16 protein-coding genes are annotated in these 24,176 nt (G+C 72.0%); 7 read left to right on the plus strand and 9 right to left on the minus strand.

Features of this window, described 5'->3' with window-relative positions; all coding sequences use genetic code 11:
- Position 1 precedes the first annotated feature (1 nt).
- Complete coding sequence (locus tag HUN58_RS17900) at positions 2-2,899, minus strand: Rne/Rng family ribonuclease (RefSeq protein WP_180225511.1); 2,898 nt, start codon at positions 2,897-2,899, stop codon at positions 2-4.
- A 359-nt stretch (positions 2,900-3,258) separates the two neighbouring features.
- Here HUN58_RS17900 and HUN58_RS17905 point away from each other — a divergent pair, with 359 nt between their 5' ends.
- A complete protein-coding gene (locus HUN58_RS17905) occupies positions 3,259-3,861 on the plus strand; it encodes a vitamin K epoxide reductase family protein (protein ID WP_254631538.1) in 603 nt (200 codons plus the stop codon).
- 445 nt (positions 3,862-4,306) lie between these two features.
- Here the strand turns inward: HUN58_RS17905 and HUN58_RS17910 are convergent, their stop codons facing one another.
- From HUN58_RS17910 to ileS, 5 genes are read right to left on the minus strand one after another with little or no spacing between them, the layout of a single operon-like run.
- Positions 4,307-5,155 (minus strand): thioredoxin domain-containing protein, encoded by an 849-nt coding sequence (locus HUN58_RS17910; RefSeq protein ID WP_114849067.1) that lies wholly within the window; start codon positions 5,153-5,155, stop codon positions 4,307-4,309.
- A gap of 28 nt (positions 5,156-5,183) precedes the next feature.
- On the minus strand, positions 5,184-5,603 hold the full coding sequence (gene ndk / locus HUN58_RS17915) for a nucleoside-diphosphate kinase (protein WP_058741641.1): 420 nt from the start codon (positions 5,601-5,603) through the stop codon (positions 5,184-5,186).
- 36 nt (positions 5,604-5,639) lie between these two features.
- Complete coding sequence (locus tag HUN58_RS17920; protein ID WP_083519912.1) at positions 5,640-6,056, minus strand: DUF4233 domain-containing protein; 417 nt, start codon at positions 6,054-6,056, stop codon at positions 5,640-5,642.
- Entirely contained in the window at positions 6,056-7,537 is a 1,482-nt protein-coding gene (locus HUN58_RS17925; protein WP_114849066.1) for a folylpolyglutamate synthase/dihydrofolate synthase family protein, read from the minus strand. The genes HUN58_RS17920 and HUN58_RS17925 overlap by 1 nt, the downstream gene beginning before the upstream one ends.
- Positions 7,534-10,788, minus strand: coding sequence for an isoleucine--tRNA ligase (gene ileS, locus HUN58_RS17930; protein WP_180225512.1), 3,255 nt, complete (start codon positions 10,786-10,788; stop codon positions 7,534-7,536). Before ileS ends, HUN58_RS17925 begins: the two co-directional genes overlap by 4 nt.
- Before the next feature lie 240 nt (positions 10,789-11,028).
- Here ileS and HUN58_RS17935 point away from each other — a divergent pair, with 240 nt between their 5' ends.
- Positions 11,029-12,063, plus strand: coding sequence for a cation diffusion facilitator family transporter (locus HUN58_RS17935; protein WP_180225513.1), 1,035 nt, complete (start codon positions 11,029-11,031; stop codon positions 12,061-12,063).
- Position 12,064: 1 nt separating this feature from the next.
- Here the strand turns inward: HUN58_RS17935 and HUN58_RS17940 are convergent, their stop codons facing one another.
- Positions 12,065-13,540 carry a phospholipid carrier-dependent glycosyltransferase gene (locus HUN58_RS17940; protein WP_180225514.1) on the minus strand — a complete coding sequence of 492 codons (1,476 nt, stop codon included), beginning with the start codon at positions 13,538-13,540 and terminating at the stop codon, positions 12,065-12,067.
- 132 nt (positions 13,541-13,672) lie between these two features.
- The gene (locus HUN58_RS17945; RefSeq protein ID WP_058742996.1) at positions 13,673-14,272 is read right to left on the minus strand and encodes a TetR/AcrR family transcriptional regulator; all 600 of its coding nucleotides are present in this window, start codon (positions 14,270-14,272) and stop codon (positions 13,673-13,675) included.
- Positions 14,273-14,303: 31 nt separating this feature from the next.
- Between HUN58_RS17945 and HUN58_RS17950 the strand changes: the two genes are divergently transcribed.
- From HUN58_RS17950 to HUN58_RS17965, 4 genes are read left to right on the plus strand one after another with little or no spacing between them, the layout of a single operon-like run.
- Positions 14,304-15,971, plus strand: coding sequence for an ABC transporter substrate-binding protein (locus HUN58_RS17950; protein WP_180225515.1), 1,668 nt, complete (start codon positions 14,304-14,306; stop codon positions 15,969-15,971).
- Between the two features lie 23 nt (positions 15,972-15,994).
- Positions 15,995-17,023 carry an ABC transporter permease gene (locus tag HUN58_RS17955; RefSeq protein ID WP_254631539.1) on the plus strand — a complete coding sequence of 343 codons (1,029 nt, stop codon included), beginning with the start codon at positions 15,995-15,997 and terminating at the stop codon, positions 17,021-17,023.
- Positions 17,020-17,910 (plus strand): ABC transporter permease, encoded by an 891-nt coding sequence (locus HUN58_RS17960; protein WP_254631540.1) that lies wholly within the window; start codon positions 17,020-17,022, stop codon positions 17,908-17,910. Before HUN58_RS17955 ends, HUN58_RS17960 begins: the two co-directional genes overlap by 4 nt.
- Positions 17,911-17,921: 11 nt before the next feature.
- Entirely contained in the window at positions 17,922-19,526 is a 1,605-nt protein-coding gene (locus HUN58_RS17965; protein WP_254631541.1) for an ABC transporter ATP-binding protein, read from the plus strand.
- 107 nt (positions 19,527-19,633) lie between these two features.
- Here the strand turns inward: HUN58_RS17965 and proP are convergent, their stop codons facing one another.
- The gene (proP, locus tag HUN58_RS17970; protein ID WP_254631542.1) at positions 19,634-21,211 is read right to left on the minus strand and encodes a glycine betaine/L-proline transporter ProP; all 1,578 of its coding nucleotides are present in this window, start codon (positions 21,209-21,211) and stop codon (positions 19,634-19,636) included.
- Between the two features lie 310 nt (positions 21,212-21,521).
- Here proP and valS point away from each other — a divergent pair, with 310 nt between their 5' ends.
- On the plus strand, positions 21,522-24,113 hold the full coding sequence (gene valS / locus HUN58_RS17975) for a valine--tRNA ligase (protein WP_254631543.1): 2,592 nt from the start codon (positions 21,522-21,524) through the stop codon (positions 24,111-24,113).
- The last annotated feature ends 63 nt before the right edge of the window (positions 24,114-24,176 follow it).

Raw genomic sequence — 24,176 nt, forward strand, 5'->3', positions numbered from 1 at the left:
GTCAGTTCCCCACGATCACGGAGCCGTCGTCGTCGCCGTCCGTGCCGTCGTCCTTCGTCGCCGGTGCGCTGATGCTCGGCGAGGACACCCGGCGCGAGCGCGAGCGGCCCTGGCCGGGCTGCTTCGGCTCCGGGAGCGCCTGCAGCACGGAGTCGAGCAGGGACTCGGCGTCGCCGGAGACCGGGCGGGGTGTGCGCTGGGTCACCGCGACCGGGATGTCCAGGATCGCGACGGTGTTCTCCGTCGGGGTCACCGGCGCGCTCGAGCTGACGCGGCGGCGAGCAGGGGCCTTGGCCTTCGGCTCCGTGGCGGCGGGCTCGGACTCCGCGGGTGCAGCGGCTGGCTGCACGACCGACTCCTGGGCTGCAGCGGGCGCCTCGGCGGAGGCGTCCGTGCTGCTCGACTCGGTGCTGCTCGACTCGGTGGTGGTCGACTCGGTCTGCGCCGAGCCACCGTTGCCACCGCGGCCACCGCGGCGACGACGACGCTTGCCCGAGGGCTGGTCGCCGTTCCGCTGCTCGGACTCCTCCGGAGCCGAGGCGGGCGTCGCGGTCGAGACGGGCGACAGCGGGGTCTCCGACGCGGCGTCCGGCGTCGCGGCACCGCGCGCCGGGGCGGCGATGCCGGTCAGCGGCTCGTCGTGCGGGAGCGTCGAGGCAGCGATCCGCGAGAGGGCGTTCTTGACGTCCTCGGTGATCTGGTGCGCCTGCGACGCGTGCGACGAGCCGGTGCCGGACGAGGAACCGCCGCCGTTCGACCCGTTGCCGCCGTTCGACCCGCCACCGTTGCCGCCGGTGGAGCCGTTGCCCGAACCGCTGCGGCTCTTGCGACGGCCCTTGGTCGGCCCCGGGTCGGCGTTGTTGTCGTTGACCTTGGCGTTGACCTCGTCGAGGGACTCGCGGAGCCCGACGCCGATCTTCTTGCGGGTCATCTGCACGAGGCCGAGCGACGTGACCTCGGCGACCTGGTGCTTCGTCCGGTCGCGGCTCAGACACTCGACGAGTCGACGGAGCACGAGGTCCCGGTTCGACTCGAGCACCATGTCGATGAAGTCGATGACGATGATGCCGCCGATGTCCCGCAGGCGGAGCTGCCGGACGATCTCCTCGGCCGCCTCGAGGTTGTTCTTCGTGACGGTCTCCTCGAGGTTGCCGCCGGAGCCGACGAACTTCCCCGTGTTGACGTCGACGACCGTCATGGCCTCGGTGCGGTCGATCACGAGCGATCCACCGGAGGGCAGCCACACCTTGCGGTCGAGGGCCTTCTCGATCTGCTCGTTCAGGCGGTACTCCTCGAAGGAGTCCGGGCCGTCGTAGACCTCGACGCGGTCCTTGAGGTCCGGGGCGACGGCGTCGAGGTACTCCTCGATCGTGCCGCGCGCGGCGTCGCCGTCGATGATCAGCTTCGTGAAGTCCTCGTTGAAGACGTCACGGACGATCTTCACGAGCAGGTCCGGCTCCGAGTGGAGCATCACGGGCGCGTGGCCGGCGGCGACCTTCTTCTGGATCGCCTCCCACTGGTTCGTCAGACGCTGCACGTCGCGGGTCAGCTGCTCCTCGGTCGCGCCCTCGGCCGCGGTGCGGACGATGACGCCAGCGCGCTCGGGGAGGATCTCCTTGAGGATCTTCTTCAGCCGGGCACGCTCGGTGTCCGGGAGCTTGCGGGAGATGCCGTTCATCGAGCCGTTCGGCACGTACACCAGGTAGCGACCCGGCAGCGAGACCTGGCTCGTCAGACGGGCGCCCTTGTGGCCGACCGGATCCTTCGTGACCTGCACGAGCACCTTGTCGCCCGGCTTGAGCGCGGCCTCGATGCGACGGCCGTGGTTGCCGGTGTCCACCGACGCCCAGTCGACCTCGCCCGCGTAGAGCACGGCGTTCCGACCGCGGCCGATGTCGACGAAGGCCGCCTCCATCGAGGGCAGCACGTTCTGCACCTTGCCCAGGTACACGTTGCCGATGAGCGACACGTTGTGCGACTTCGTCACGTAGTGCTCGGCGAGGATGCCGTCCTCGAGCACGCCGATCTCGATCTTCGACGAGCTCGACCGGACGATCATCTGCCGGTCGACGCTCTCGCGACGGGCGAGGAACTCGTCCTCGGTCACGACCGTGCGGCGTCGGCCTGCGTCACGCCCGTCCCGACGACGCTGCTTCTTCGCCTCGAGTCGGGTGGAGCCCTTGATGCGCTGCGGCTCGGTGATGAGCTCGGGCTCGCGACGACGCGGCTCGAGGTGGTCGCGCGGTCCGCGCTGCTCGCGGTCGGCGCTGGTGCCGCGGCGACGCGACCGGCGCCGGCCGGCGCCCTGCTCGTCGTCGTCCTCGTCGGAGCGGTCGTCCTGGGCGGACCGCGCGGGCAGCTCCGGCAGGACCGGCGCGTGGAAGATCAGGCTGAGGGTGCTCGTCGCCTTCGGGACGACGACCTCCGGGGCGGGCTCCGGGGTCGGCTCGCCGCCCTCCGGCTCGTCGGACCACGGCAGGGAGGCACGGGGCGCATCCGTCTCGCCGGTCGCCGCGGCGGCGCTCGGCTCCGCGACCGTCGCAGCGTCGGTGCCCGACTCCTCGGTGCGGGTCTCCCCGATGCCCGACTCCTCGGGCTGCTCGACCACGGGCAGGTCACCCGTCACCGTCGAGACGGCCTCCGGGGTGTCCGAGCCGCCCGCGACCGGGGCGACCTCGACCGGCACCGCGGTGCCGTCGACGTCCACGGTGGTGACCGGCGAGGCAGCGTCAGCCGTCTCGTCCGTCAGCGCGACCGTCTCATCGACGTCCGTCGTCTGGTCGACGTCACCACGGGCCTCCTGGCCGGTCGAGCGGGCGCGACGCCCGCCGAACAGGCGACCACGACGCTTCGGGGTGGTGTCGTCGTTGTTCGTGTTGTCGGTGTTCTGCTCCACCATGTCCTGGTGCACTCCTTGACCCCGCTCGCGCCCTGACGGGCGGCGGGAACTCTGTCCGCGACCGCTGTGGCCGCGGGAACTCTTCGGTTGTGACGGGCGGCGTCCACGCCCCCGTCGTCGTGCTCTCGTGACCGGTGTGCGCCGTCTTCAGGTGGTCCGCGACCGATCCGTGTCGGGCACCCGGCCCGTGCGGCTCGGCGTCGGAGTGACGCACGTCCGACCACGGTGCGCTCTCACCGCACCTGATCGTCCGGGCTGGGCCCGGAAAGCTCTGCTCGCCGCGCAGCGGACCGCGCGACCTCGTCATTGTCGCACGCCCTGCCAGGGAAGGGCCGGAACCGGCGTGCGAAGATGACGCCGTGAGCACGAGCGCAACCACGCCCCGCCGCCCGATCGCCATGGGGATCTTCCTGCTGGTGACCGGTCTGGTCGGCCTCTACGCGGCCTTCTCCCTGGTCCTCGACGAGTTCGCGAAGTACGAGAACCCGACGAAGGCACTCAGCTGTGACGTCAGCCCGTTCGTCAACTGCTCCCAGGTCATGACGAGCTGGCAGGGTCACCTCCTCGGCTTCCCGAACCCCTTGCTCGGCGTCATGGGCTTCGTGGCCCCGGTGGCCGTCGGAGTGATGCTCCTCGCCGGTGCGCAGAACGGTCGTCGGTGGTTCTGGGTCGCGTTCAACACCGGCGTCTTCCTCGCCTGGGTCTTCGTGACGTGGCTGTTCACCCAGACCGTGTGGGTGATCGGCTACCTCTGCCCATGGTGCCTGCTGGTCTGGTCGATGACGATCCCGATGTTCTGGGTGTTCACGATCTGGAACGCGGCGCAGGGGCGCTTCGGCGCCGGGCTCCAGCGGGTCGGTCGGACGCTGCTGCCCTACTCGTGGGCCTTCGTGCTGGCGAACTACGCGGTGATCGTCGTGTCGATCCTGATCATGTTCCCGCGGCTGTTCAGCTCGTTCTGATTCGCTGAGACCGGGCGCTGGGCCGGGTGCCTAATGGGCTGCCTGGTCTTCCTCCGCGCGGTACCGGGTGGAACCGGGCGTTGCTGGTCGGAACGGCGGCCCAGGTACGCCCGGAGTGTCCCGGTACGCCCGGAACGTCCGGGTGTGTACGGGGTGCCCGTGCCCGTGCTCGGCGGGTGCGCCCTGCGTTCGGTAAACGGGAACGGGAACGGGAACGGGAACGGGAACGGGAACGGCTGACCTTACGCGGAGGATCCCATCGCGCGTGACCTGGGAAGGCGGAACGCGCGTGGGGCGGCGGAAAGAACGGTCTTCTTCGCGCGGAACGGCACGCTACGCGCGGAACGGCCTCCTGCGCGCGGAACGGCACCCAGCCGCGCGCGCACGACGACGCCCCGCGCTCCCGGGACGGGAACGCGGGGCGTCAGCGGCGTTGCGCGGCGGACTACTTCGCTGCGGACTCGATCGCGGTCATGACGTCGGTCAGGTTGTCGAGGCGCTTGCCGTCCACCACGATGGTCGGCGTGCCGAAGCCCTGGGCACCTTGCAGGGAGGTGTCCGCAAGCACGACGTTCGTGGTCTTCGTGACCCAGCCCTTGAAGGACTCGTCGGCGACGCACGACGCCACCTGGGAGGAGGTCGCTCCGCCGGCCTTGACGAGGTCCTCGATCTCGGTGTTCGTCAGGCCCTTCGTGCCCTCCTCAGGCTGCTTGTCGAAGAACTGCGTCTGCACGTCGAGGAACTTGTCCGGCTCGTAGTTCGCGACGCACATCGCGGCGTTCGCGGCACGGCTGGCGTACCGGGAGCCGGCGTAACTGTGGTCGAGGATCGACACGGGGTGGATCGCGAGCGTGACCTCGCCGGACTTCACCTTGTCCAGGATCTGGTCGGCGTAGGCGCCCTCGAATTGCTTGCAGATCGGGCAGGCCCAGTCGACGTACTCGGTGACCTGCACGGAGCCGTCGACGCCCTTGGTCGGCACGGCGGACTCGGTCCCCGAGGCGCTGACGGCCTTCGAGGTCACCGGGGTGACCTCGCCGTTCTGCCCGGTGAACTGGATCGCACCGGTCGCCATGTTCTTCGGGCCGGCGGCCGAGGTGGTCCCGCCGCTGTTCACGTTCACCACGACGATCGCGATGATCGCCGCGACGGCCACGATGCCCAGGCCGATGCCGCCCTGCAGGAACCACTTGTTCCGGCGCTTGCGGCGCTTCTCGGCCTCGGCGCGCTCCCGGGCGACCTCGCGGGCGTGCTGCCGGCGTTCGTTCTTGGTCGGTCGGTCGTTGTTCGTCATCGCTTCGATGTCCTGTCGGGCCGGAGGATCAGGCGAACCAGAGGGCGAGCTCGCGCGCGGCGGACTCGGGCGAGTCGGAGCCGTGCACCAGGTTCTGCTGGACCTTCAGGCCCCAGTCGCGGCCGAGGTCGCCACGGATGGTGCCGGGAGCGGCGGTCGTCGGGTCGGTGGTGCCGGCGAGCGAGCGGAAGCCCTGGATCACCGCGTTGCCGCCGACGCGCACGGCGACGACCGGCCCGGACTGCATGAACTCGACGAGGGGCTCGAAGAACGGCTTGCCCTGGTGCTCCTCGTAGTGGGCGTCGAGCAGGTCGCGCGGCGCGGTCAGCATCTTCAGGTCGACGATCTCGTAGCCCTTGGCCTCGATGCGCCGGAGGATCTCTCCGGTGAGCTGGCGGGCGACGCCGTCGGGCTTGACGAGGACGAGGGTCTCTTCGAGGTCGGACACGCAGTTGCTCCTAGTGTTCGGTCGCGGGGGTGCTGGTCACTCCTCGCCGAGAGCGGCGCGCCGCGCGGCGTTCTGCCGGTCGAGCTGACCGCCCTTGACGAAGCAGAACACCCACAGCGCCAGGAACACCACGCCCACCGCGTACATGAACGGTTCGATCAGCCCGGTGGCGAGGATGGCCGCCTGCAGCAGCCACCCGAACCATACACCGGCCGACTTGCCCGTCAGGCGTGAGGCAGCTGCGAGGACGATCATCGCCGCGATGCCCCCGCCGAAGGCCGCGAGGGGCGGCAGGGTGCCCTTGCCGTACACGACGAGCATCGGGAAGAAGAACATGATCGCCTCGAGCACGAGGGTGATCGAGAGCAGGCTCTCCTGCGCCCCGCGTTCGCGACGCGGCTTCCGCACCCGGGGCGGTCGACCCGGCCTGGAGGCGCGTGGTGCGTCCGTCATCACCGCTCACCTTCTGCGTGCACCAGGTCCATGACCCGGCCCACCATCACGATGGAGCCGGCGACGAGCACGAGCGCGTCCTCGGCGTCCGCCTCGTCCGCGAGGTCACGTGCCTCGTGCAGCGCCTGTTCGAGCGAGGGCTCCACGACGACGCGGTCCTCGCCGACCTCGGCCACGACGATCCGCGCGAAGGCGTCCGCGTCGAGCGCGCGGTCCCCCGGCGGCTGCGTGACGACGAACGTCTGCACGGTGTCCCGGAGCGCGCGGACGAACCCGCGGGCGTCCTTGTCGCCGAGGATGCCCACGACGCCGACGACGTGCCCGGACGGGAACGCCACGGGCAGCGCCTCGGCCAGTGCACGGGCGCCGTGCGGGTTGTGCGCGGCGTCCACGACGACCGTGGGGTCCTGCGCGATCGGCTGGAGTCGGCCGGGGCTCGTCGCGGCGGCCAGGCCCTCGGACAGCACGTCCTCGTCGAGCGCCTGCGACCCGCGGCCGAGGAACTGCTCGACCGCGGCGATCGCGAGCGCCGCGTTGTGCGCCTGGTGCTGGCCGAACATCGGGACGAACAGGTCGTCGTAGCGCCCGGCGACGCCCTGCACGGTGACGAGCTGCCCGCCGACCGCCGGGGTGTCGGACACGACGGAGAACCCGGTGCCCTCGACCGCGAGCGTCGACTCGGTCAGTTCGGCCGCCCGCTCGAGCTCCGCGAGCGCCTCGGGGGTCTGTGCACTCGACACGACGGCGGAGGACGGCTTGATGATGCCCGACTTGGTGCGGGCGATCTCGGCGACGGTGTTGCCGAGTTGCTTCGCGTGGTCGATCGCGATCGGGGCGAACACCGCGACCTGGCTCTGCACGACGTTGGTGGAGTCCCACTCGCCGCCCATGCCGACCTCGATCACGGCGACGTCCACCGGCGCCTCGGCGAAGCACGCCAGGGCGAGGACGGTGAGCGCCTCGAAGAAGGTCAGCGGGAGCTCGCCCTTCGCGGTGAGCTCGGAATCGGTCATCTCGAGGATCGGGACGATGTCGTCCCAGTTCTCGACGAAGCGGGCCGCCGCGATCGGTTCGCCGTCGACGACGATGCGCTCGCGGATCGACACAAGGTGCGGGCTCGTCATGAGCCCGGTGCGCAGCCCGTGCGCGCGGACGATGCTCTCGGCCATCCGCGCGGTCGAGGTCTTGCCGTTCGTGCCCGTGACGTGGATCACCGGGTACGCCAGGTGCGGGTCGCCGAGGAGCTCGACGGCGCGGCGGGTCGCGTGCAGCCGCCGTTCGGGTGCCTGCTCGCCGACCCGGGCCAGGAGCGCGGCCTCGACACGGCGGACCTCGTCGTCGTCCCCGCCGTAGGGCAGGGCGTCGGCCGGGGACGTGTCGCCCGCCGGTCCGACCGGGATCTCCACGCCGTCGGCACCGTCGTGGTCGACGCCGTCGTGGTCGTCGTACCGGTCGTCGTCGTACTGGTTGCCGTCGCTCATGCGCGTGCCACCTCCACGGACACCGTCGCTGCGTCGCCGACGGCCGAGCCCGCACCGGGCGCGAACGTCGTCGGGGTCACGGTCACGCTCGTCGACAGGGTCTCCGCCGCGATGAGCTGCTCGTGCGTGCGGACCGCCGCCTCGGCCTCGGTGGAGACCCGGAGCGTCAGGGAGATCCGGTCGCTGACGTCGAGGTCGGCGTCGCGACGGGCCTGCTGCACGGCCCGGACGACGTCGCGCGCCAGGCCCTCGGCCTCGAGCTCGGGGGTCGTCACGGTGTCGAGCACCACGAAGCCGCCGCCGTCGAGGAACGCCACCGCCACGGAGTCGTCCGCGACCGTGAGGTCGAGCGTGTACTCGCCCTCGACGAGGTCGACGCCGCCGACGGTGACGCCGGTCTCGGTCGCCACCCAGTCGCCCTTCTTGGCGGCCGGGATCACCTGCTGGACCTGCTTGCCGATGCGCGGACCGGCGGCGCGGGCGTTCACGGTGAGCTTCCGCTCGATGCCGTACCGGCCGAGCGAGGACTCCTCCTGCTCCTCGAGCACGACCCGCTTGACGTTGAGCTCGTCGCGGAGGATGTCCGCGAACGGCTCGACAGCGGCGGGGTCCGGCACGACGAGGGTCAGGGTGGCGAGGGGCAGACGGACGCGCTTGCCGGTGGCCTTGCGGAGCGCGAGGCCCTTCGAGGCGACGTCGCGGACGCGGTCCATGGCGGCGACGAGGGCGTCGTCCGCGGGGAACTCGCCGGCAGCCGGGAAGTCCGTCAGGTGGACGCTGCGTCCGCCGGTCAGGCCCTTCCAGATCTCCTCCGTCACGAGCGGCGCGAGCGGTGCGGCGACGCGGGTCAGCGTCTCGAGCACGGTGTACAGCGTGTCGAACGCGGCGCGGGCCTCGGGCGACGAGTCCGCCCCGAGCCAGAACTTGTCGCGCGAGCGCCGGACGTACCAGTTCGTCAGCACGTCGGCGAAGTCCCGGACGGCCTGGGCAGCGAGCGGGGTGTCGAGCGCGTCGAGGTGCGTCGTGACGTCCTCGACGAGCACGCGGGTCTTCGCGAGCAGGTACCGGTCGAGCACGTCGGTGCTCGCCGTGCTGCGCGAGGCCTGGTACCCCGTCTCCCCCGACGCGTTCGCGTACAGCGTGAAGAAGTAGTACGTCGACCAGAGGGGCAGCAGGAACTCGCGGACGCCCTGGCGGATGCCCTCCTCGGTCACGACGAGGTTGCCGCCGCGGATGACCGACGACGACATGAGGAACCAGCGCATCGCGTCGGCGCCGTCGCGGTCGAAGACCTCTGACACGTCCGGGTAGTTCCGGAGCGACTTCGACATCTTCTGCCCGTCCGAGCCGAGCACGATGCCGTGGCTGATGACGTTGCGGAAGGCCGGGCGGTCGAACAGCGCGGTGGACAGCGCGTGCATGACGTAGAACCAGCCGCGGGTCTGCCCGATGTACTCGACGATGAAGTCCGCGGGGCTGTGCGCGTCGAACCACTCGCGGTTCTCGAACGGGTAGTGCACCTGGGCGTACGGCATCGAGCCGGAGTCGAACCACACGTCGAAGACGTCGGTGATGCGGCGCATGGTCGACCGCCCGGTCGGGTCGTCGGGGTTCGGCCGGGTGAGCTCGTCGATGAACGGACGGTGCAGGTCGACCTCGCCGTCGGCGTTCGTCGGCAGCCGGCCGAAGTCGCGCTCGAGCTCCTCGAGCGAGCCGTAGACGTCCTGCCGCGGGTACGCCGGGTCGTCGGACACCCACACCGGGATCGGCGTGCCGAAGTAGCGGTTGCGGGAGACCGACCAGTCGATCGCGTTCCCGACCCACTTGCCGAACTGGCCGTCCTTGACGTTGTCCGGCACCCAGTTGATGTCCTGGTTCAGCTCGCCCATGCGATCACGGAACGCCGTGACCCGGACGAACCACGACGAGACCGCCTTGTAGATGAGCGGCTTCCGGCAGCGCCAGCAGTGCGGGTAGCTGTGCTCGTACGACGCCTGGCGGAGCAGGCGCCCCATCTCGCGCACGGCCTTCGTCAGCGGCTTGTTCGCGTCGGACCAGAGCATGCCGGCGACCTCGCCGAACTGCGCGGTGAACAGGCCGCCCTCGTCGAGGGAGAGCACGACGGGGATGCCCGCGGCCGCGCAGACCTCCTGGTCGTCGGCGCCGTACGCGGGGGCCTGGTGCACGATGCCCGTGCCCTCGCCCGTCTCGACGTACTCGGCGACGAGGATGCGCCAGGCGTGCTCGTAGCCCTCCTGGTCGGCCAGGAAGTCGAACAGCCGCTCGTACTCGACGCCGTCGAGCTCCGCGCCGACGACCGTGTGCAGCACGGCGGCGAGCGCGTCCTCGGCGCTCGCGTAGCCGAGGTCCTTCGCGTGCGCGGCCACGGTGTCGGACGCGAGCAGGTACCGGGCGGAACCGGCGGGACCGCCGTCAGCCGCGCCTCCAGGCCCTGCCGGCACGACCGCGTAGGCGATCTCGGGTCCGACCGCGAGCGCCGCGTTCGTCGGCAGCGTCCAGGGGGTCGTCGTCCAGGCGAGGGCGCGGACGCCGTCGAGTCCGAGCTCCGTCGCGCGGGTCCCGCGCAGCGGGAACGCGACGGTGACCGACTGGTCCTGGCGCATCTGGTAGACGTCGTCGTCCATGCGGAGCTCGTGGTTGGACAGCGGCGTCTGGTCGTTCCAGCAGTACGGCAGGACGCGGAAGCCCTCGTACGCGAGGCCCTTGTCCCAGAGCTGCTTCCACGCCCACAGGACGCTCTCCATGAAGGTCACGTCGAGGGTCTTGTAGTCGTCCTCGAAGTCGACCCAGCGCGCCTGGCGGGTGACGTACTGCTGCCACTCGTCGGTGTACTGCAGCACGGACTTCTTGGCGGCGGCGTTGAAGACGTCGACGCCCATCGCGTCGATCTCGTGCTTCTCGGTGATGCCGAGCTGGCGCATCGCCTCGAGCTCGGCGGGCAGGCCGTGCGTGTCCCAGCCGAAGCGGCGGTGGACCTGCTTGCCGCGCATGGTCTGGTAGCGCGGGAAGACGTCCTTGGCGTACCCGGTCAGCAGGTGGCCGTAGTGCGGCAGGCCGTTGGCGAAGGGCGGGCCGTCGTAGAACGTCCACTCGGTGCACCCGTCGCGCTGGTCGATCGAGGCCTGGAAGGTGTCGTCGCCCTTCCAGAACGCGAGGATCCCCTGCTCGACGGCGGGGAAGCTCGGCGACGGGTCGACGCCGTCTGCGGGGACGTTGAGGGGGTAGGCCACGAGCTGCTCCTGTGGGTTCGGTTCGTCTCCACGAGGACGGAGCGCGCTCCGCGGTACCACCTCGCTTGCCGGCCGCTGCTCGCGCTGCGACCGACCGCTCGTTCGCCGGATGGGGTGCGGTCCGGTCCGCCCGGTTCTACTGACGGCGGTGGTGCTGCCGCGTTCTGCCGGAGGCTCCCCGGTGATGGCCGGTTCGACGCCTGTGGGGCCGAGTCTACAAGACCGGAGCATGCTGGAGCGATGCCCTCGTCTGAGAAGCAGGACCGGCCCGAGTCCCTGCTCACCGTCGTCATCGCCTTCGCCGCGAACCTGCTCGTCGCGATCGCCAAGACCGTCGCCTCCCTGTTGTCCGGCTCCGCGTCGATGACCGCCGAGGCGGCGCACTCGTGGGCGGACACGGGCAACGAGGTGTTCCTGCTCGTCGCCGAGCGGCGCGGGGCGAAGCCGCGGGACACCCGCCACCCGCTCGGCTACGGCCGTGAGACCTACATCTGGTCGATGTTCGCAGCGTTCGGGCTGTTCACCGCCGGCGCCGTCGTGTCGATCTGGCACGGCATCACGCAGCTCGGGGAGACCGGTCCCGCCGAGGACCTGCTGCTCAACTACCTCGTGCTCGCGGTCGCGTTCGTCCTCGAGGGCACGAGCTTCGTGCAGGCGTTCCGGCAGGCCCACGGCGCCGCGACCAAGCGCCGCGTCCCCGTCCTGCGGCACGTCCTGCAGTCCTCGAACCCCACGCTCCGCGCCGTCTTCGCCGAGGACGCCGCGGCCCTGATCGGCCTCGTGATCGCCTTCCTGGGCGTGTTCCTGCACCAGGTCACGGGCCTGGCGCTCTTCGACGCGATCGGCTCGATCGCGGTCGGCGTGCTGCTCGGGGTCGTCGCGATCGTGCTCATCGAACGCAACCGTCGGTTCCTGCTCGGCGAGGCCACCTCGCCGGAGCTCGAGGACGCGGTGCTCACCGAGCTGCTCCGCCGCGACGAGGTCGAGCGCGTCACGTACCTGCACCTCGAGTTCGTCGGACCGTCCCGGGTGTTCCTCGTCGCGGCCGTCGACCTCGAGGGCAACGAGGACGAGGAGCACGTCGCGGTCCGGCTGCGCCGCGTCGAGGCCTCGCTCGAGACGAGTCAGTACATCGAGGAGGCGGTGCTCACGCTGAGCATCCCGGGCGACGCGTCGCTCCGGTCGCGCGGCGACGGCGAGGTCCCGTCGACGGTGCGGGACGGGACGGCGGAGGACGTCGCCGCCGGGGGCGCGGGCACGTTGCGCACCGAGTGATTCAGGGCACCAGTCGCACGGCGTCACCCCGTGCCTCGACGGCACCGCTGCGGACGACCCACGCGCGCAGCTGGTCCACGCGGAACGCCTCGAAGGCGCCCGGGTGGTCCCGCAGCACGGCAGCCACTCCGCTCGTCATCGGGAAACGGGGATCGGTGTCCTCGACGATCGCGACGAACCGCCCGTCGGTGCCCTGCATCCGCCCCTCGGCCCGGAACACCGTGCTGTACGTCTGCCGGGCGGCGCCGACGAACAGGATCGATCCGCCCCGGGACTCGTGGTCGGCCAGCGCACCGGCCAGCACCGCGTACCCAGTCGGCCGGACCTCGGCGACCGCAGTGGTGAGCTGCCCGGCCGGCACGACCGCCACGGCGAGGACGAGCGCAGCGACGACCGTGGTCCACGGTGGGCGCAGCCGGGCGAGCCGGGCGAACCCGACGGCGGCGAGCGCCACGACGAACGGCACCCAGACGTAGTAGTAGTGCGGCAGTGCGACGTTCGACGTGCAGTAGAACGCCACGAGGACCCCGAGGCAGAGCGCGAGGTACGCGACGAGCCGGTCCGGCCGGACCACGAAGGCCGCGAGCGTCCCGGCACCGAGCACGACGACCATCGGCCACCCGAGCCCCTGCAGTGCCCACAGCAGTCCCGTCCACCAGGGCGCGACGAGGTACGTCCGTCCGAGCACCGACACCAGGTGACCGGTCGCGTCGTGCGCGGACTGGAAACGCACCATGTAGGCGATCGCGTCGAGGCCGCCGACCGGCAGGTAGAGCACGGCGGCGAGGACGACGGCGACCACGGCCGCGAGTGCACCGCCGAGTGCGAGGTCCCGCCACCGGCGGAACAGTACGGGCAGCAGCAGGAGCGGCAGGACGAGGACCGCCGTCGACACCTTCGACGTCGCCGACAGCGCGAGCGCTGTACCGGCGAGGGCCGCCCACCACCACCGGGACGACCGCCCGTCCGACGCGGCGACCGTCCACTGCCACGCGGCGGCGACGGCGACCACCGCGAACGCCGTCATCACGGGGTCGAGCAGTGCGAGCCGGTCGATCCGCGCGGGCGTCCCGCTCGCCACGTCGTACCAGGTCGCCCCGTTGGCGCGCGGTGTCAGCCACCAGAGCGCGGCGGCGGTGAGGCCACCCCAGTACCCGAGCGGGCGACGGAGGAACAGGAAGAGCACGAGTCCGATCGCGAGTCCGGCGAGCGCGACCACCGTCCGCGGACCCGTGACGCCCTGGCCTGCCACCAGCTGAGCGACTCCGAACAGGTACTTCGCGGTCGGCGGGTGCTCGAGGTTCGCGGTCACCACACCGTGGACGTAGTCCCAGCCCGCGTTGACGTACGTGATCTCGTCGGTGGTGCGGGTCGCCCGACCGATCCGGAAGAGCGCGTCGAAGACCCCGATCGACGCCACGACCACGAACACCGCCGTCCGGGTCGTGACCGCGAGCGCAGGACGGCGGGAGGTCACGCCGGATGATCCCACGGCCATGCGGACGGGAGCCGTGCACGGACGCCCCACCCTCGGGGTTCGTTCAGACGACGACGCCGCAGCAGCGATGCGGGCGGCCACCATGGCGCCGCGGCGACGCCGGCTCGTCGGTCAGTGCGCGTCGAGCCCCACCGCGACCGGTGTCAGGGCCGCCCCGACGTACTCGACGAGCGCCCGGCGTCCGACGCCGTCGGCGACCCACACCCCGAACGCCGCCGCGGCCGCACCGAGCATCGCCCCGGACACCGTCTGCGGCCACAGCGACATCGGGTGCTCCCCGGTCCGCGACCCGACGAACGCCGCGACCGCCCCGTGCTGCGCCATCACCCGCGCCGCCACGCTGGCGACGAGCTCGGACCCGATGTCCATCACCTCGGCCTGCGCGATCGCCCACGGCACGCGCTCCGGGTCGTGCGCCCGGGCGGCCGCGAGCAGGGCCTCCTCGACGGCGCGGACCGGGCTCGCCTCGGTCGATGCGGCGAGGAACCGCGGGACGTCGGCCACTGCGGCGTCGAGCTCGAGCCAGAGCACGTCGGACTTCGCGGCGAAGTAGTTGAAGAACGTCGCACGGCTGACCCCGGCCCGGGCGGCGATGTGGTCCACCGTCGTCCGCGCGTAGCCCTGCTCCAGGAACAGCTCCGCGGCGGCGTCGGCGAGCACCTCGGCGCTCGACCGTCGGGGGCGGCCACCGCGCCTGGTCGTCTCGTCCATGCGCACAGTAAACCGCTAGACTCGACCAGCCATGATCTTGGACCGAGTACAGAAAACAGCCCGCGCGCGCCGAGCCAGCTCCCGTCGCACCGTCCTCCGGAGCACCACGACCGCCGTCGCCGGGGCCGCAGCGGTCCTGCTGGCACTGACCGCCTGCACGGGCGGCGGCGCGGCGACGTCGAACAGCACCCCGGTGTCCGGCGGCACCCTGACCTACGCGTCCGGGGACGCCGAGCCGACCTGCCTCGACCCGCACGTCGGCGGGAACTACCCGCAGGCGCTGCTGTCGACGCAGTACATCGAGGAGCTCACCGCGCTCGACGACGGCAAGCCGGTCCCCGCCCTCGCGGAGTCCTGGACGACGAGCGACGACGGGAAGACCCTGACGTTCCGGCTCCGGGACGACGTGCGGTTCTCGGACGGCACGGCGTTCGACGCGGCGGCGGTCGTCGCGAACATCGAGCACGTGCAGGACCCGGCGACGGCGTCGAGCACGGGCTACCTCGCGCTGCAGTCGATCACGAAGGCCACCGCGACGGACGACCACACCGTCACGCTCACCCTGAGCCGCCCGGACAGCGCCCTGCTCGAGTCCTTCTCGCAGCCGTGGGTGGGCATGGAGTCCCCGAAGGCCCTGCAGCGCCCGCAGGCCGAGAACTGCGAGTCCCCCGTCGGCACCGGCCCCTTCACGATCACCGGCTGGAAGCACGGCGACCGGGTCACGCTCGCGAAGAACGACGACTACTGGGGCAGCACGAAGCCGCGGCTCGACGGCATCACCTGGCGCTTCCTGCCCGACTCGACCTCGCGGTACGCGGCGCTGCAGTCCGGTCAGGTGGACGTCATCGACAACGCGCAGCCCGACCAGCTGAAGGCCGCCTCGGCGAAGGGCGCGATCCGCGACCTCGACGCCCCGCGGCCCGGCGCCTCGAACCGGCTCGAGCTCAACTCCGGCCACGGCGTCTTCCGCGACGAGGCGGTCCGCAAGGCCTTCATCGCCGGTGCGGAGATCGACCCCGGGCTGCAGAGCCTGTTCCTCGGGACCGCGAAGCGCTCGTACTCGGTGCTGTCGAGCGTCGAACCGTTCGGGTACTCCGACCCGAGCCTGTTCCGGTACTCACCCACGAAGGCGAAGCAGCTGCTCGACGAGGCCGGCTGGAAGGTCGGCAGCGACGGCGTGCGGGAGAAGGACGGGCAGCGCCTGACCGTCACCTTCCCGGTCTCGACGAACCAGTCGGTGCCCGCCGAGCGCAGCCTGTTCCAGCAGGTCCAGGCATCGGAGAAGGCCGTCGGGTTCGACGTCCGCCTGCAGGAGCTCGACCTGTCGAGCTGGTACGCCGCCCTGGCGAAGAACGAGTACGACGTCGTCAGCGCCCCGTACACGAAGGTCGGCGCGGACGTCCTGCGCATCCTGTACGACAGCGCGAGCATCGAACCGGCGCCGTCGGGCTACTTCGCGAACCTCGCCCAGCTCGACGACCCGCAGGTCGACCGGCTCCTGCAGCAGGCCGCGCAGACCGCCGACACGGCCGAACGCGGGAAGCTCTACGAGCAGGCGCAGCGGCTGATCCTGGCGAGCGGCACGGTGCTCCCCCTGTACGACCAGCAGAACCACTTCCTGTACCGCTCGTCGGTCCACGGCATCCGCACGACGGCCGTCTCGACGCCGTGGTTCGGCACGGCGTGGATCGACCGCTGACGCGGTCACCGGACGGGAGGGCCGTGGTGCGTCGTGCGCGCGGCGGCCTGCCCGTCGGCTGGTCCGGCTGGGCGCTGTGGGGAATCCGTCGCGTCGCCGGCGGGGTCGGCGTGCTCTGGGCGGTCGCCACGATCGTGTTCGTCGCGATCCGGCTCATCCCGGGTGACCCGGCGCTCGCGATCCTCGGCGGGCCCGGGTCGCAGGCCTCCGCCGAGGCGGTCGCGCAGGTCCGCGCCGAGTACGGGCTCGACCGCCCCGTGCTCGTGCAGTACGCGGTGTTCCTCGGTCGGCTCGCGACGGGCGACCTCGGGGACTCGTACGCGTTCCGGACGCCCGTGGCGACGCTCCTCGGGCAGCAGCTCCCCGTGACGCTGACGCTCGCGGTGACGGGGCTCGTCGTCGCCTGGGTCCTCGCGGTCGTCGCCGCGTGGTGGTCGACGCAGCGGGGCCGGGTGGCCGCGGCGCTGACCGGGGCGATCACGGTCACGGCGAGCGTCGTGCCGCACTTCTGGCTCGGCAGCGTGCTCATCGTGGTGTTCGCGAGCGGCCTCGGCTGGGTCCCCGCCGTGTCCGACGGCAGCGTGGCGGGCTGGGTGCTCCCGGTCCTGACCGTGGCGGTGCCGGTCGCCGGCTACCTGGCCGAGACGGTCCGGGACGGCGTGGTGGACGCCCAGCGGTCGGCGTTCGCGCTCGCCGCGCGGGGTCGCGGCGAGTCCCGCCTCGGGCTGTTCGGCCGTCACCTGCTCCGGCACGCCGCACTCCCCGGCATCGCGCTGTCCGCGTGGGCCTTCGGCTCGCTCGTGTCCGGCGCGGTCGTCGTCGAGTCGGTCTTCGCGCTGCCCGGGATCGGCCGCGCCCTGGTCGCGGCGGTGACGCAGCGCGACATGCCCCTCGTCGTCGGCATCGCGATGGTGTCCGCCGTGGCGTACGTGGTCGTGCTCGCGGTGGCCGACCTCGTCGAGCGGGCCGTCGACCCCCGCGGTGGCGACGGCGCAGCGCGCAGCGGTGCCCGGCGACGGGTCGGGACGGGCCACGGGGCGGTGGCGCGGTGAGCGGCATCGTCGACCCGCGCCTCCCGGCCGGTGGTGCCGTGGAGCGCCCCGGCGACCGTGCCCGCCGGTCCGAGCGGTCCCGTGGGGGGACGCTCGGGCCGGTCGGCACCGTCGCCGCGGCGGTCGTCGTGCTCGCGGTGGTCGCGGCCGTGTTCCCCGCGCTGCTCGGCGGCGGGGACCCGCTCGCCGTGCACCCGACCGACGCGCTGCAGGCGCCGTCGTGGGCGCACCCCTTCGGCACCGACGAGTCCGGGCGCGACGTGCTCGGGCGGGTCGTCGCGGGTACCAGGGCGTCGCTCCTGGTCGGTGTGCTCGCGACCCTCGTCGGCGGTTCCGCCGGCGTCGTCCTCGGGACGGTCGCCGGGCTCGGTGGCCGGGTCGTCGACGCGGTCGTCGGACGGATCACCGAGGTGGCGTTCGCGCTGCCCCTGCTGCTCGTCGCCCTGGTGGTCATCGCGGTGACCGGACCAGGTCCGGTGCCCGCGACCCTCGCGGTCGGGGCGGCGACCGCGCCGGGCTACGCACGGATCGTCCGCGGACTCGTCCGCACGGCCCGGCGCTCGCAGGTCGTCGAGACGGCCGTGCTGCAGGGCCGCTCCCCCGGCGTCGTGCTGGTGCGGCACGTCCTGCCCGCCGCGCTCTGGCCTGTGGTCGCGGTGGCGACCCTCGGCGTCGGGCAGGCCGTCGTGTGGGCGTCGGCCCTGAGCTACCTCGGTGTCGGGACCCCGCCGCCGGCCCCGGAGTGGGGCGCGATGCTCGCCGACGGTCGCACCTACCTGCTCACGGCACCGTGGACGAGCACCTTCCCCGGGCTGGCGATCGTCGTGCTCGCGACCGCCGTGACCGTGCTCGGCCGTGCCGTCCGACGGAGCGGGGCGCCGCGGTGAGCGGGCCCGGCGTGGACGAGCTCGGCGCGAGCGTGCTCGACGTGCGCGGCCTGACCGTCCGGGCGGGTGACGCGGTGCTCGTGCACGACGTGGCGTTCACGGTGGCGCGCGGGGAGTGCGTCGCGCTCGTCGGGGCCTCCGGTTCGGGCAAGACCGTCACCGCGCGGGCGGTGCTCGGGCTCTCGGCGGCCGGGACCTCGGTGGACGCCGAGGTACTCAGGCTGGCCGGACAAGACGTCCGGGGGTTGTCGGAGCGGCAGTGGCGGCGACTCCGCGGTGCCACGGTCGGCTACGTCGGTCAAGAGGCGCTGGGCGCCCTCGACCCGCTCCGCCCGGTCGGCCGCGAGGTCGGCGACGCCCTGCGGCTGCACACCCGGATGACCGCCGCCGAGCGGGTCGACGCCGTCCGGACGGCGCTCGCGGCGGTCGACCTCGACCCGGACCTGGCGCACGACGGCCGGCTCGCGGGCACGCTCTCGGGCGGGATGCGGCAGCGTGCCCTGATCGCCGCGGCCACGGTCGGCGCTCCGGACCTCGTGGTCGCGGACGAGCCGACGACGGCCCTCGACGCGGCCGTCGCCGTCACCGTGATGGAGCAGCTGCGTGCCGCGCAGCGCCGCGGGGCCGGGCTGCTCGTCATCACGCACGACCTCGGGCTCGTCGCGGGGTGGGCGGACCGGGTCGTCGTCGTGGACGACGGCACGGTGGTCGAGCAGGGTCCGACCTCGGCGGTGTTCGCCGCACCGGAGCACCCCGCGACGCAGGCACTGGTGCGCGCGGCCCGGGCCGACCGGTCCCGCGACGACGCCGGCGACGATGCTGGTGACGGGCCCTCGGCCACGGGCGGCCCGGCGATCCTCGCGGGGCGCGGCCTCTCCCGGTCCTTCGCGGGCGTTCCAGCGGTGCAGGACGTCTCGTTGTCCGTGCGGCCGGGGCGCGTCCTCGGCGTGATCGGGGCCTCCGGGTCGGGCAAAACCACGGTCGCGCGGATGCTGCTCGGCCTCGAGGAACCGGACGCGGGCACGGTCACGCTCGACGGCGCGCCGTGGGTGCCGCTGCCGGAGCGCGACCGTCGAGCACGCCGGCACCGTGTGGCCGCCGTCGTGCAGGACCCCGGTGCCACCTTCGACGAGCGGTGGACGGTGGAGCGGGTGCTCGCGGACGCGCTGTCCGACGGCCGCGAGCGCCGCGCGCGCGGGGCACTGGGCGGACGTGTCGACGAGGCGCTGCGGCAGGTCGGACTCGACCCGGCGCTGCGGCCACGGTCGCCGTGGACGCTGTCCGGCGGGCAGCGGCAGCGGCTCGCGATCGCCCGGGCGCTGGCGACGTCGCCCGAGGTGGTGGTGCTCGACGAGCCCGTCACCGCCCTCGACGCGACCGTGCAGGACGCGGTGCTGACGCTCCTCGAGCGGCTCCGGGACGAGACCGGGGTCGCGATGGTCCTCGTGTCGCACGACCTGCGGGCCGTCCGGCGGACGGCGGACGAGGTGCTCGTCGTGCACGGCGGCCGGGTCGTCGAGCACGGTCCGGCCGCGCGGGTGTGGGCCGCGCCGGAGCACCCGGAGACCGCGCGCCTGCTGGCCGCGGCCGCGCGGCTGGCCGCCGGCCCGTCCTGAGCGCCGCCGCCCCGCGAGCAGGAACCGGCGCACGCGACGCGACCACACACAGGAGGCGCGGTGCGGGACGGACCCGCACCGCGCCTCCAGGCCGGTGGACGTGGCGCCTACGCGCCCGTCGTCTCCTTGTCCTTCCCCGGCTTCGGGGCGTCACCCGAGATGATCGGGATCTCGCTCGTCGAGAAGTCCTTCGCCCAGTCGGACTGCGCGAGCTCCGAGGTCGGGTCGTTGTAGTCCTTGATGACGTCGGCGATCTCGTCCTCGTGCGCGACCGTCGGGCCCGAGCCCATCAGCGGGGTCGCGGCGGTCTCCTTGGTGAAGTACACCGCGACGAGGCCGATCACGGCCGCGGCCATCAGGTAGAAGGCCGGGATGTCCTCGGCCCACGCCAGGCCCGCGTCCTTCGCACCGGCGATGAGCGCCTGCGTCGCGAGCGGGGTGGTGCCGCCGAACAGCGAGACGGACACGTTGAACGCGATCGCCAGGGCGCCGTAGCGGATGATCGTCGGGAACAGCGCCGGGAGCGTCGACGGCATGGTCGAGGTGAAGGTCACCAGGACCAGGCCGAGGAGCAGCAGACCCGTGAAGACGCCGACACCGGTGCCGGTCTGGACGAGCTTGAGCGCCGGCCAGGACAGCACGAGGAAGCCGATGCAGCCCGCGGCGAGGACCGGACGACGACCGAACCTGTCGGACAGCCGACCGCCGAACGTGATGACGACCATCATCAGGATCATCACGATGACGATCAGGATCAGGCCGAACGTCGCGTTCTGGCCGAGGTTCGTCTCGAGGTACGTCGGCATGTACGACAGCAGCATGTAGTCGGTCACGTTGAAGACGAGCACGAGGCCGATGCACACGATGAGCGAGCGCCAGTTCTCGGCGAACAGCTTGAGGAACGGCGTCTTCTGCGACTCGCGTTCGGCGGCCTGCTCCTGCTGCTTCTGGAAAGCCGGGGTCTCCTCGAGCTTCAGGCGCAGGTAGAGCCCGATCAGGCCGAGCGGGCCGGCGACGATGAACGGGATGCGCCACCCCCAGCTGAGGAGCGCGTCCTCGGGCATGGCGTACTGCAGGACGGTGACGATCGACGCACCGAGGACGTAGCCGGCCAGCGTGCCGAACTCCAGCCACGAGCCCATGAACCCGCGGCGCTTGTCCGGCGAGTACTCGGCGATGAAGGTCGCGGCGCCGCCGTACTCACCACCGGTCGAGAAGCCCTGCACGAAGCGCGCGACGAGCAGCAGGACCGGGGCCCAGAAGCCGATCGTCGAGTACGACGGGATGAGGCCGATCATGAGCGTGCCGGCGGCCATCAGGATCATCGTCAGCGCGAGGACCTTCTGCCGGCCGATCTTGTCGCCGATCGGGCCGAACACCGCGCCACCGATCGGGCGGACGATGAACGCCGCGGCGAAGAAGCCGAACGTCGCGACGAGGTTCGAGGTGGGGTCGCCCTCGGGCAGGAACACCTTCGAGATCGTGACCGTGAGGTACGCGAAGATGCCGAAGTCGAACCACTCCATCGCATTGCCGAGTGCGGCGGCGGCGACCGCGCGCTTGAGCAGTGACTCCTCGACGACGGTGACGTCGTCCTCGGTCAGCTTGCGTCGCGCGCGCTTCGCGGCGGCCTTCGTGCGCAGCGGGCGGTCGCCCTGCTGGTTCCGTGCTTCGTGCGGTGCCAAGTTCGTTCCTCCGGTAGTGCTGAGTCTTGCCTTCGGGCGTCCGGCGGAGAGCAACGGTGCGGTCCCGACGGAACCCACGTTCGCCGGACAAACTCCGACAGACTACCAGGCGCTCTCCAGCGCGTCCCGGCTCCTCCTGTGGTACACGCAGTCGGGACCGACCGCCGCAGGTGCCACGGCCGGTGCCGACCGCCGCGGGTGCGCCGCCGCACGTGCTGGCGATACCATCGACTCGCCGCGCAGTGCGCGCGGACACTCAGGCACCTCACCACGGACTCGGTGCCGCACACATCGATCGAGAGGCCCCGCCATGTCGAAGCCCATGCCCGAGAAGCCCACCGTCGACGGACTCGAGCAGGTCTGGGGTCCGGTCTGGGAGCAGGACGGCACCTACCGGTTCGACCGCGACAGCGCGACCAAGGACGCGGTGTACTCGATCGACACCCCGCCGCCGACCGCCTCCGGTTCGCTGCACATCGGCCACGTGTTCTCGTACACGCACACCGACCTCAAGGCCCGGTACGAGCGGATGCGCGGCAAGCACGTCTTCTACCCGATGGGCTGGGACGACAACGGACTGCCGACCGAGCGTCGGGTGCAGAACTACTACGGCGTCCGCTGCGACCCGCAGCTCCCCTACGACCCCGCGTTCGTCCCGCCGTTCGAGGGCGGCGACGACAAGTCGTCGAAGGCCGCCGACCAGCTGCCGATCTCGCGCCGCAACTTCATCGAGCTGTGCGAGCGCCTGACCGTCCAGGACGAGCAGCAGTTCGAGCACCTCTTCCGCACCCTGGGCCTGTCGGTCGACTGGACGCAGTCGTACCGGACGATCGACGACACGTCGCGTGCGAGTGCCCAGCGCGCCTTCCTCCGCAACCTCGAGCGCGGCGAGGCCTACCAGGCCGACGCCCCGACGCTCTGGGACGTCACCTTCCGCACCGCGGTCGCGCAGGCCGAGCTCGAGGACAAGGAGATGCCCGGCGCATACCACGGCCTGGCCTTCCACCGCACCGACGGCGGCGAGGACGTCGTGATCCAGACCACCCGCCCGGAGCTGCTCCCCGCGTGCGTCGCCCTCGTCGCACACCCGGACGACGAGCGCTTCCAGGACCTGTTCGGCAAGACCGTCCGCTCCCCCCTGTTCGACGTCGAGGTCCCGGTGCTCGCACACCACCTCGCGCAGCAGGACAAGGGCGCCGGCATCGCGATGGTCTGCACCTTCGGCGACACCACCGACGTCGTGTGGTGGCGCGAGCTGCAGCTGCCGAACCGCGCGATCATCGGCTTCGACGGTCGCGTCCGCTCCGACGAGCCCACCTGGATCGAGAGCGCCCGCGGCAAGGAGCTCTACGCCGAGATGGCCGGCAAGACGGTGTTCTCCGCCAAGAAGGTCCTCGTCGACGCCCTCACCGAGTCCGGTGAGCTGGTCGGCGACGTCAAGACCATCAACCACCCGGTGAAGTTCTTCGAGAAGGGCGACAAGCCGCTCGAGATCGTCTCCACCCGCCAGTGGTACATCGTGAACGGCGCGCGCGACGAGCATCTCAAGACCACGCTCCGCCAGCGCGGCGAGGAGATCGCGTTCCACCCGGACTTCATGCGGGTCCGCTACGACAACTGGGTCGGCGGCCTGTCCGGTGACTGGCTCATCTCGCGCCAGCGCTTCTTCGGCGTGCCGCTGCCGGTCTGGTACTCGCTCGACGCGGACGGCAACCCGGTCTACGACCAGCCGATCGTGCCGACCGAGGCGCAGCTGCCGGTCGACCCCGCGTCCGAGCCGGCTCCCGGCTACGACGAGTCGCAGCGCGGCGTCGCCGGTGGGTTCCAGGGCGAGCTCGACGTCATGGACACCTGGGCGACCTCGTCGCTGACCCCGCAGCTCGCCGGCAAGTGGGAGACCGACCCGGCGCTGTACGACCTGGTGTTCCCGTACGACGTCCGCCCCCAGGCGCAGGACATCATCCGCACGTGGCTGTTCACGACCGTGCTGCGCAGCCAGCTCGAGGCCGACGTCGCTCCGTGGAAGCACGCCAGCATCTCGGGCTTCATCGTCGACCCGGACCGCAAGAAGATGTCGAAGTCGAAGGGCAACGTCGTCACGCCGCTGTCGATCCTCGAGCAGCACGGCGCGGACGCGGTCCGGTACTGGGCGGCCTCGTCGAAGCTCGGCACGGACGCGGCGTTCGACCCGCAGAACCCGAAGCAGATCAAGGTCGGCCGTCGTCTGGCGATCAAGGTGCTCAACGCGGCGAAGTTCGTCTACGGCTTCCCCCTGCCCGAGGGTGCCACGAGCGTCACCGAGGCGCTCGACGTCGACATGCTCGCCGAGCTCGGCGCGGTCGTCGACCAGGCCACCGCGGCCTTCGACGGCTTCGACCACGCCCGTGCCCTCGAGGTCACCGAGCGCTTCTTCTGGACCTTCTGCGACGACTACCTCGAGCTCGTGAAGGAGCGTGCCTACGGCACGGCGTCCGACGCGACGCACGAGACGCAGGCGAGCGCCGTCCTGGCGCTCCGCGCCGCGATCGACGCGCTGCTCCGGCTGCTCGCACCGTTCCTGCCGTTCGCGACGGAAGAGGTGTGGGCCTGGACCCACGAGACCAGCGTGCACCGATCCTCCTGGCCGACGCGGGCCGAGCTGCCCACCCAGGCCGAGCCGACGGGGCTGCTGGGTGCGGTCGGGCAGGCGCTCATCGGGATCCGGGGGGCGAAGACCGCCGCCAAGGCGTCCCAGAAGACGCCCGTGACGCGCGCCGTCGTCGCGGCGCCGGCCGAGCAGCGGGCACTCATCGAGCGCGCGGCGGTCGACCTGGCGGCCGTCGGCCGCATCGAGAACCTGTCGTTCACCGACGGCGACGAGCTCGCCGTCACCGAGATCGAGCTCGCCGAGCAGCAGGCGTAGCGTCGGCTCCCCGGGCCGGTCACGTCGTCGACGCGGCCGGCCCCGCTCCGGTCGCGTCGTGCC

The organism is Curtobacterium sp. Csp1 (assembly GCF_013347185.1).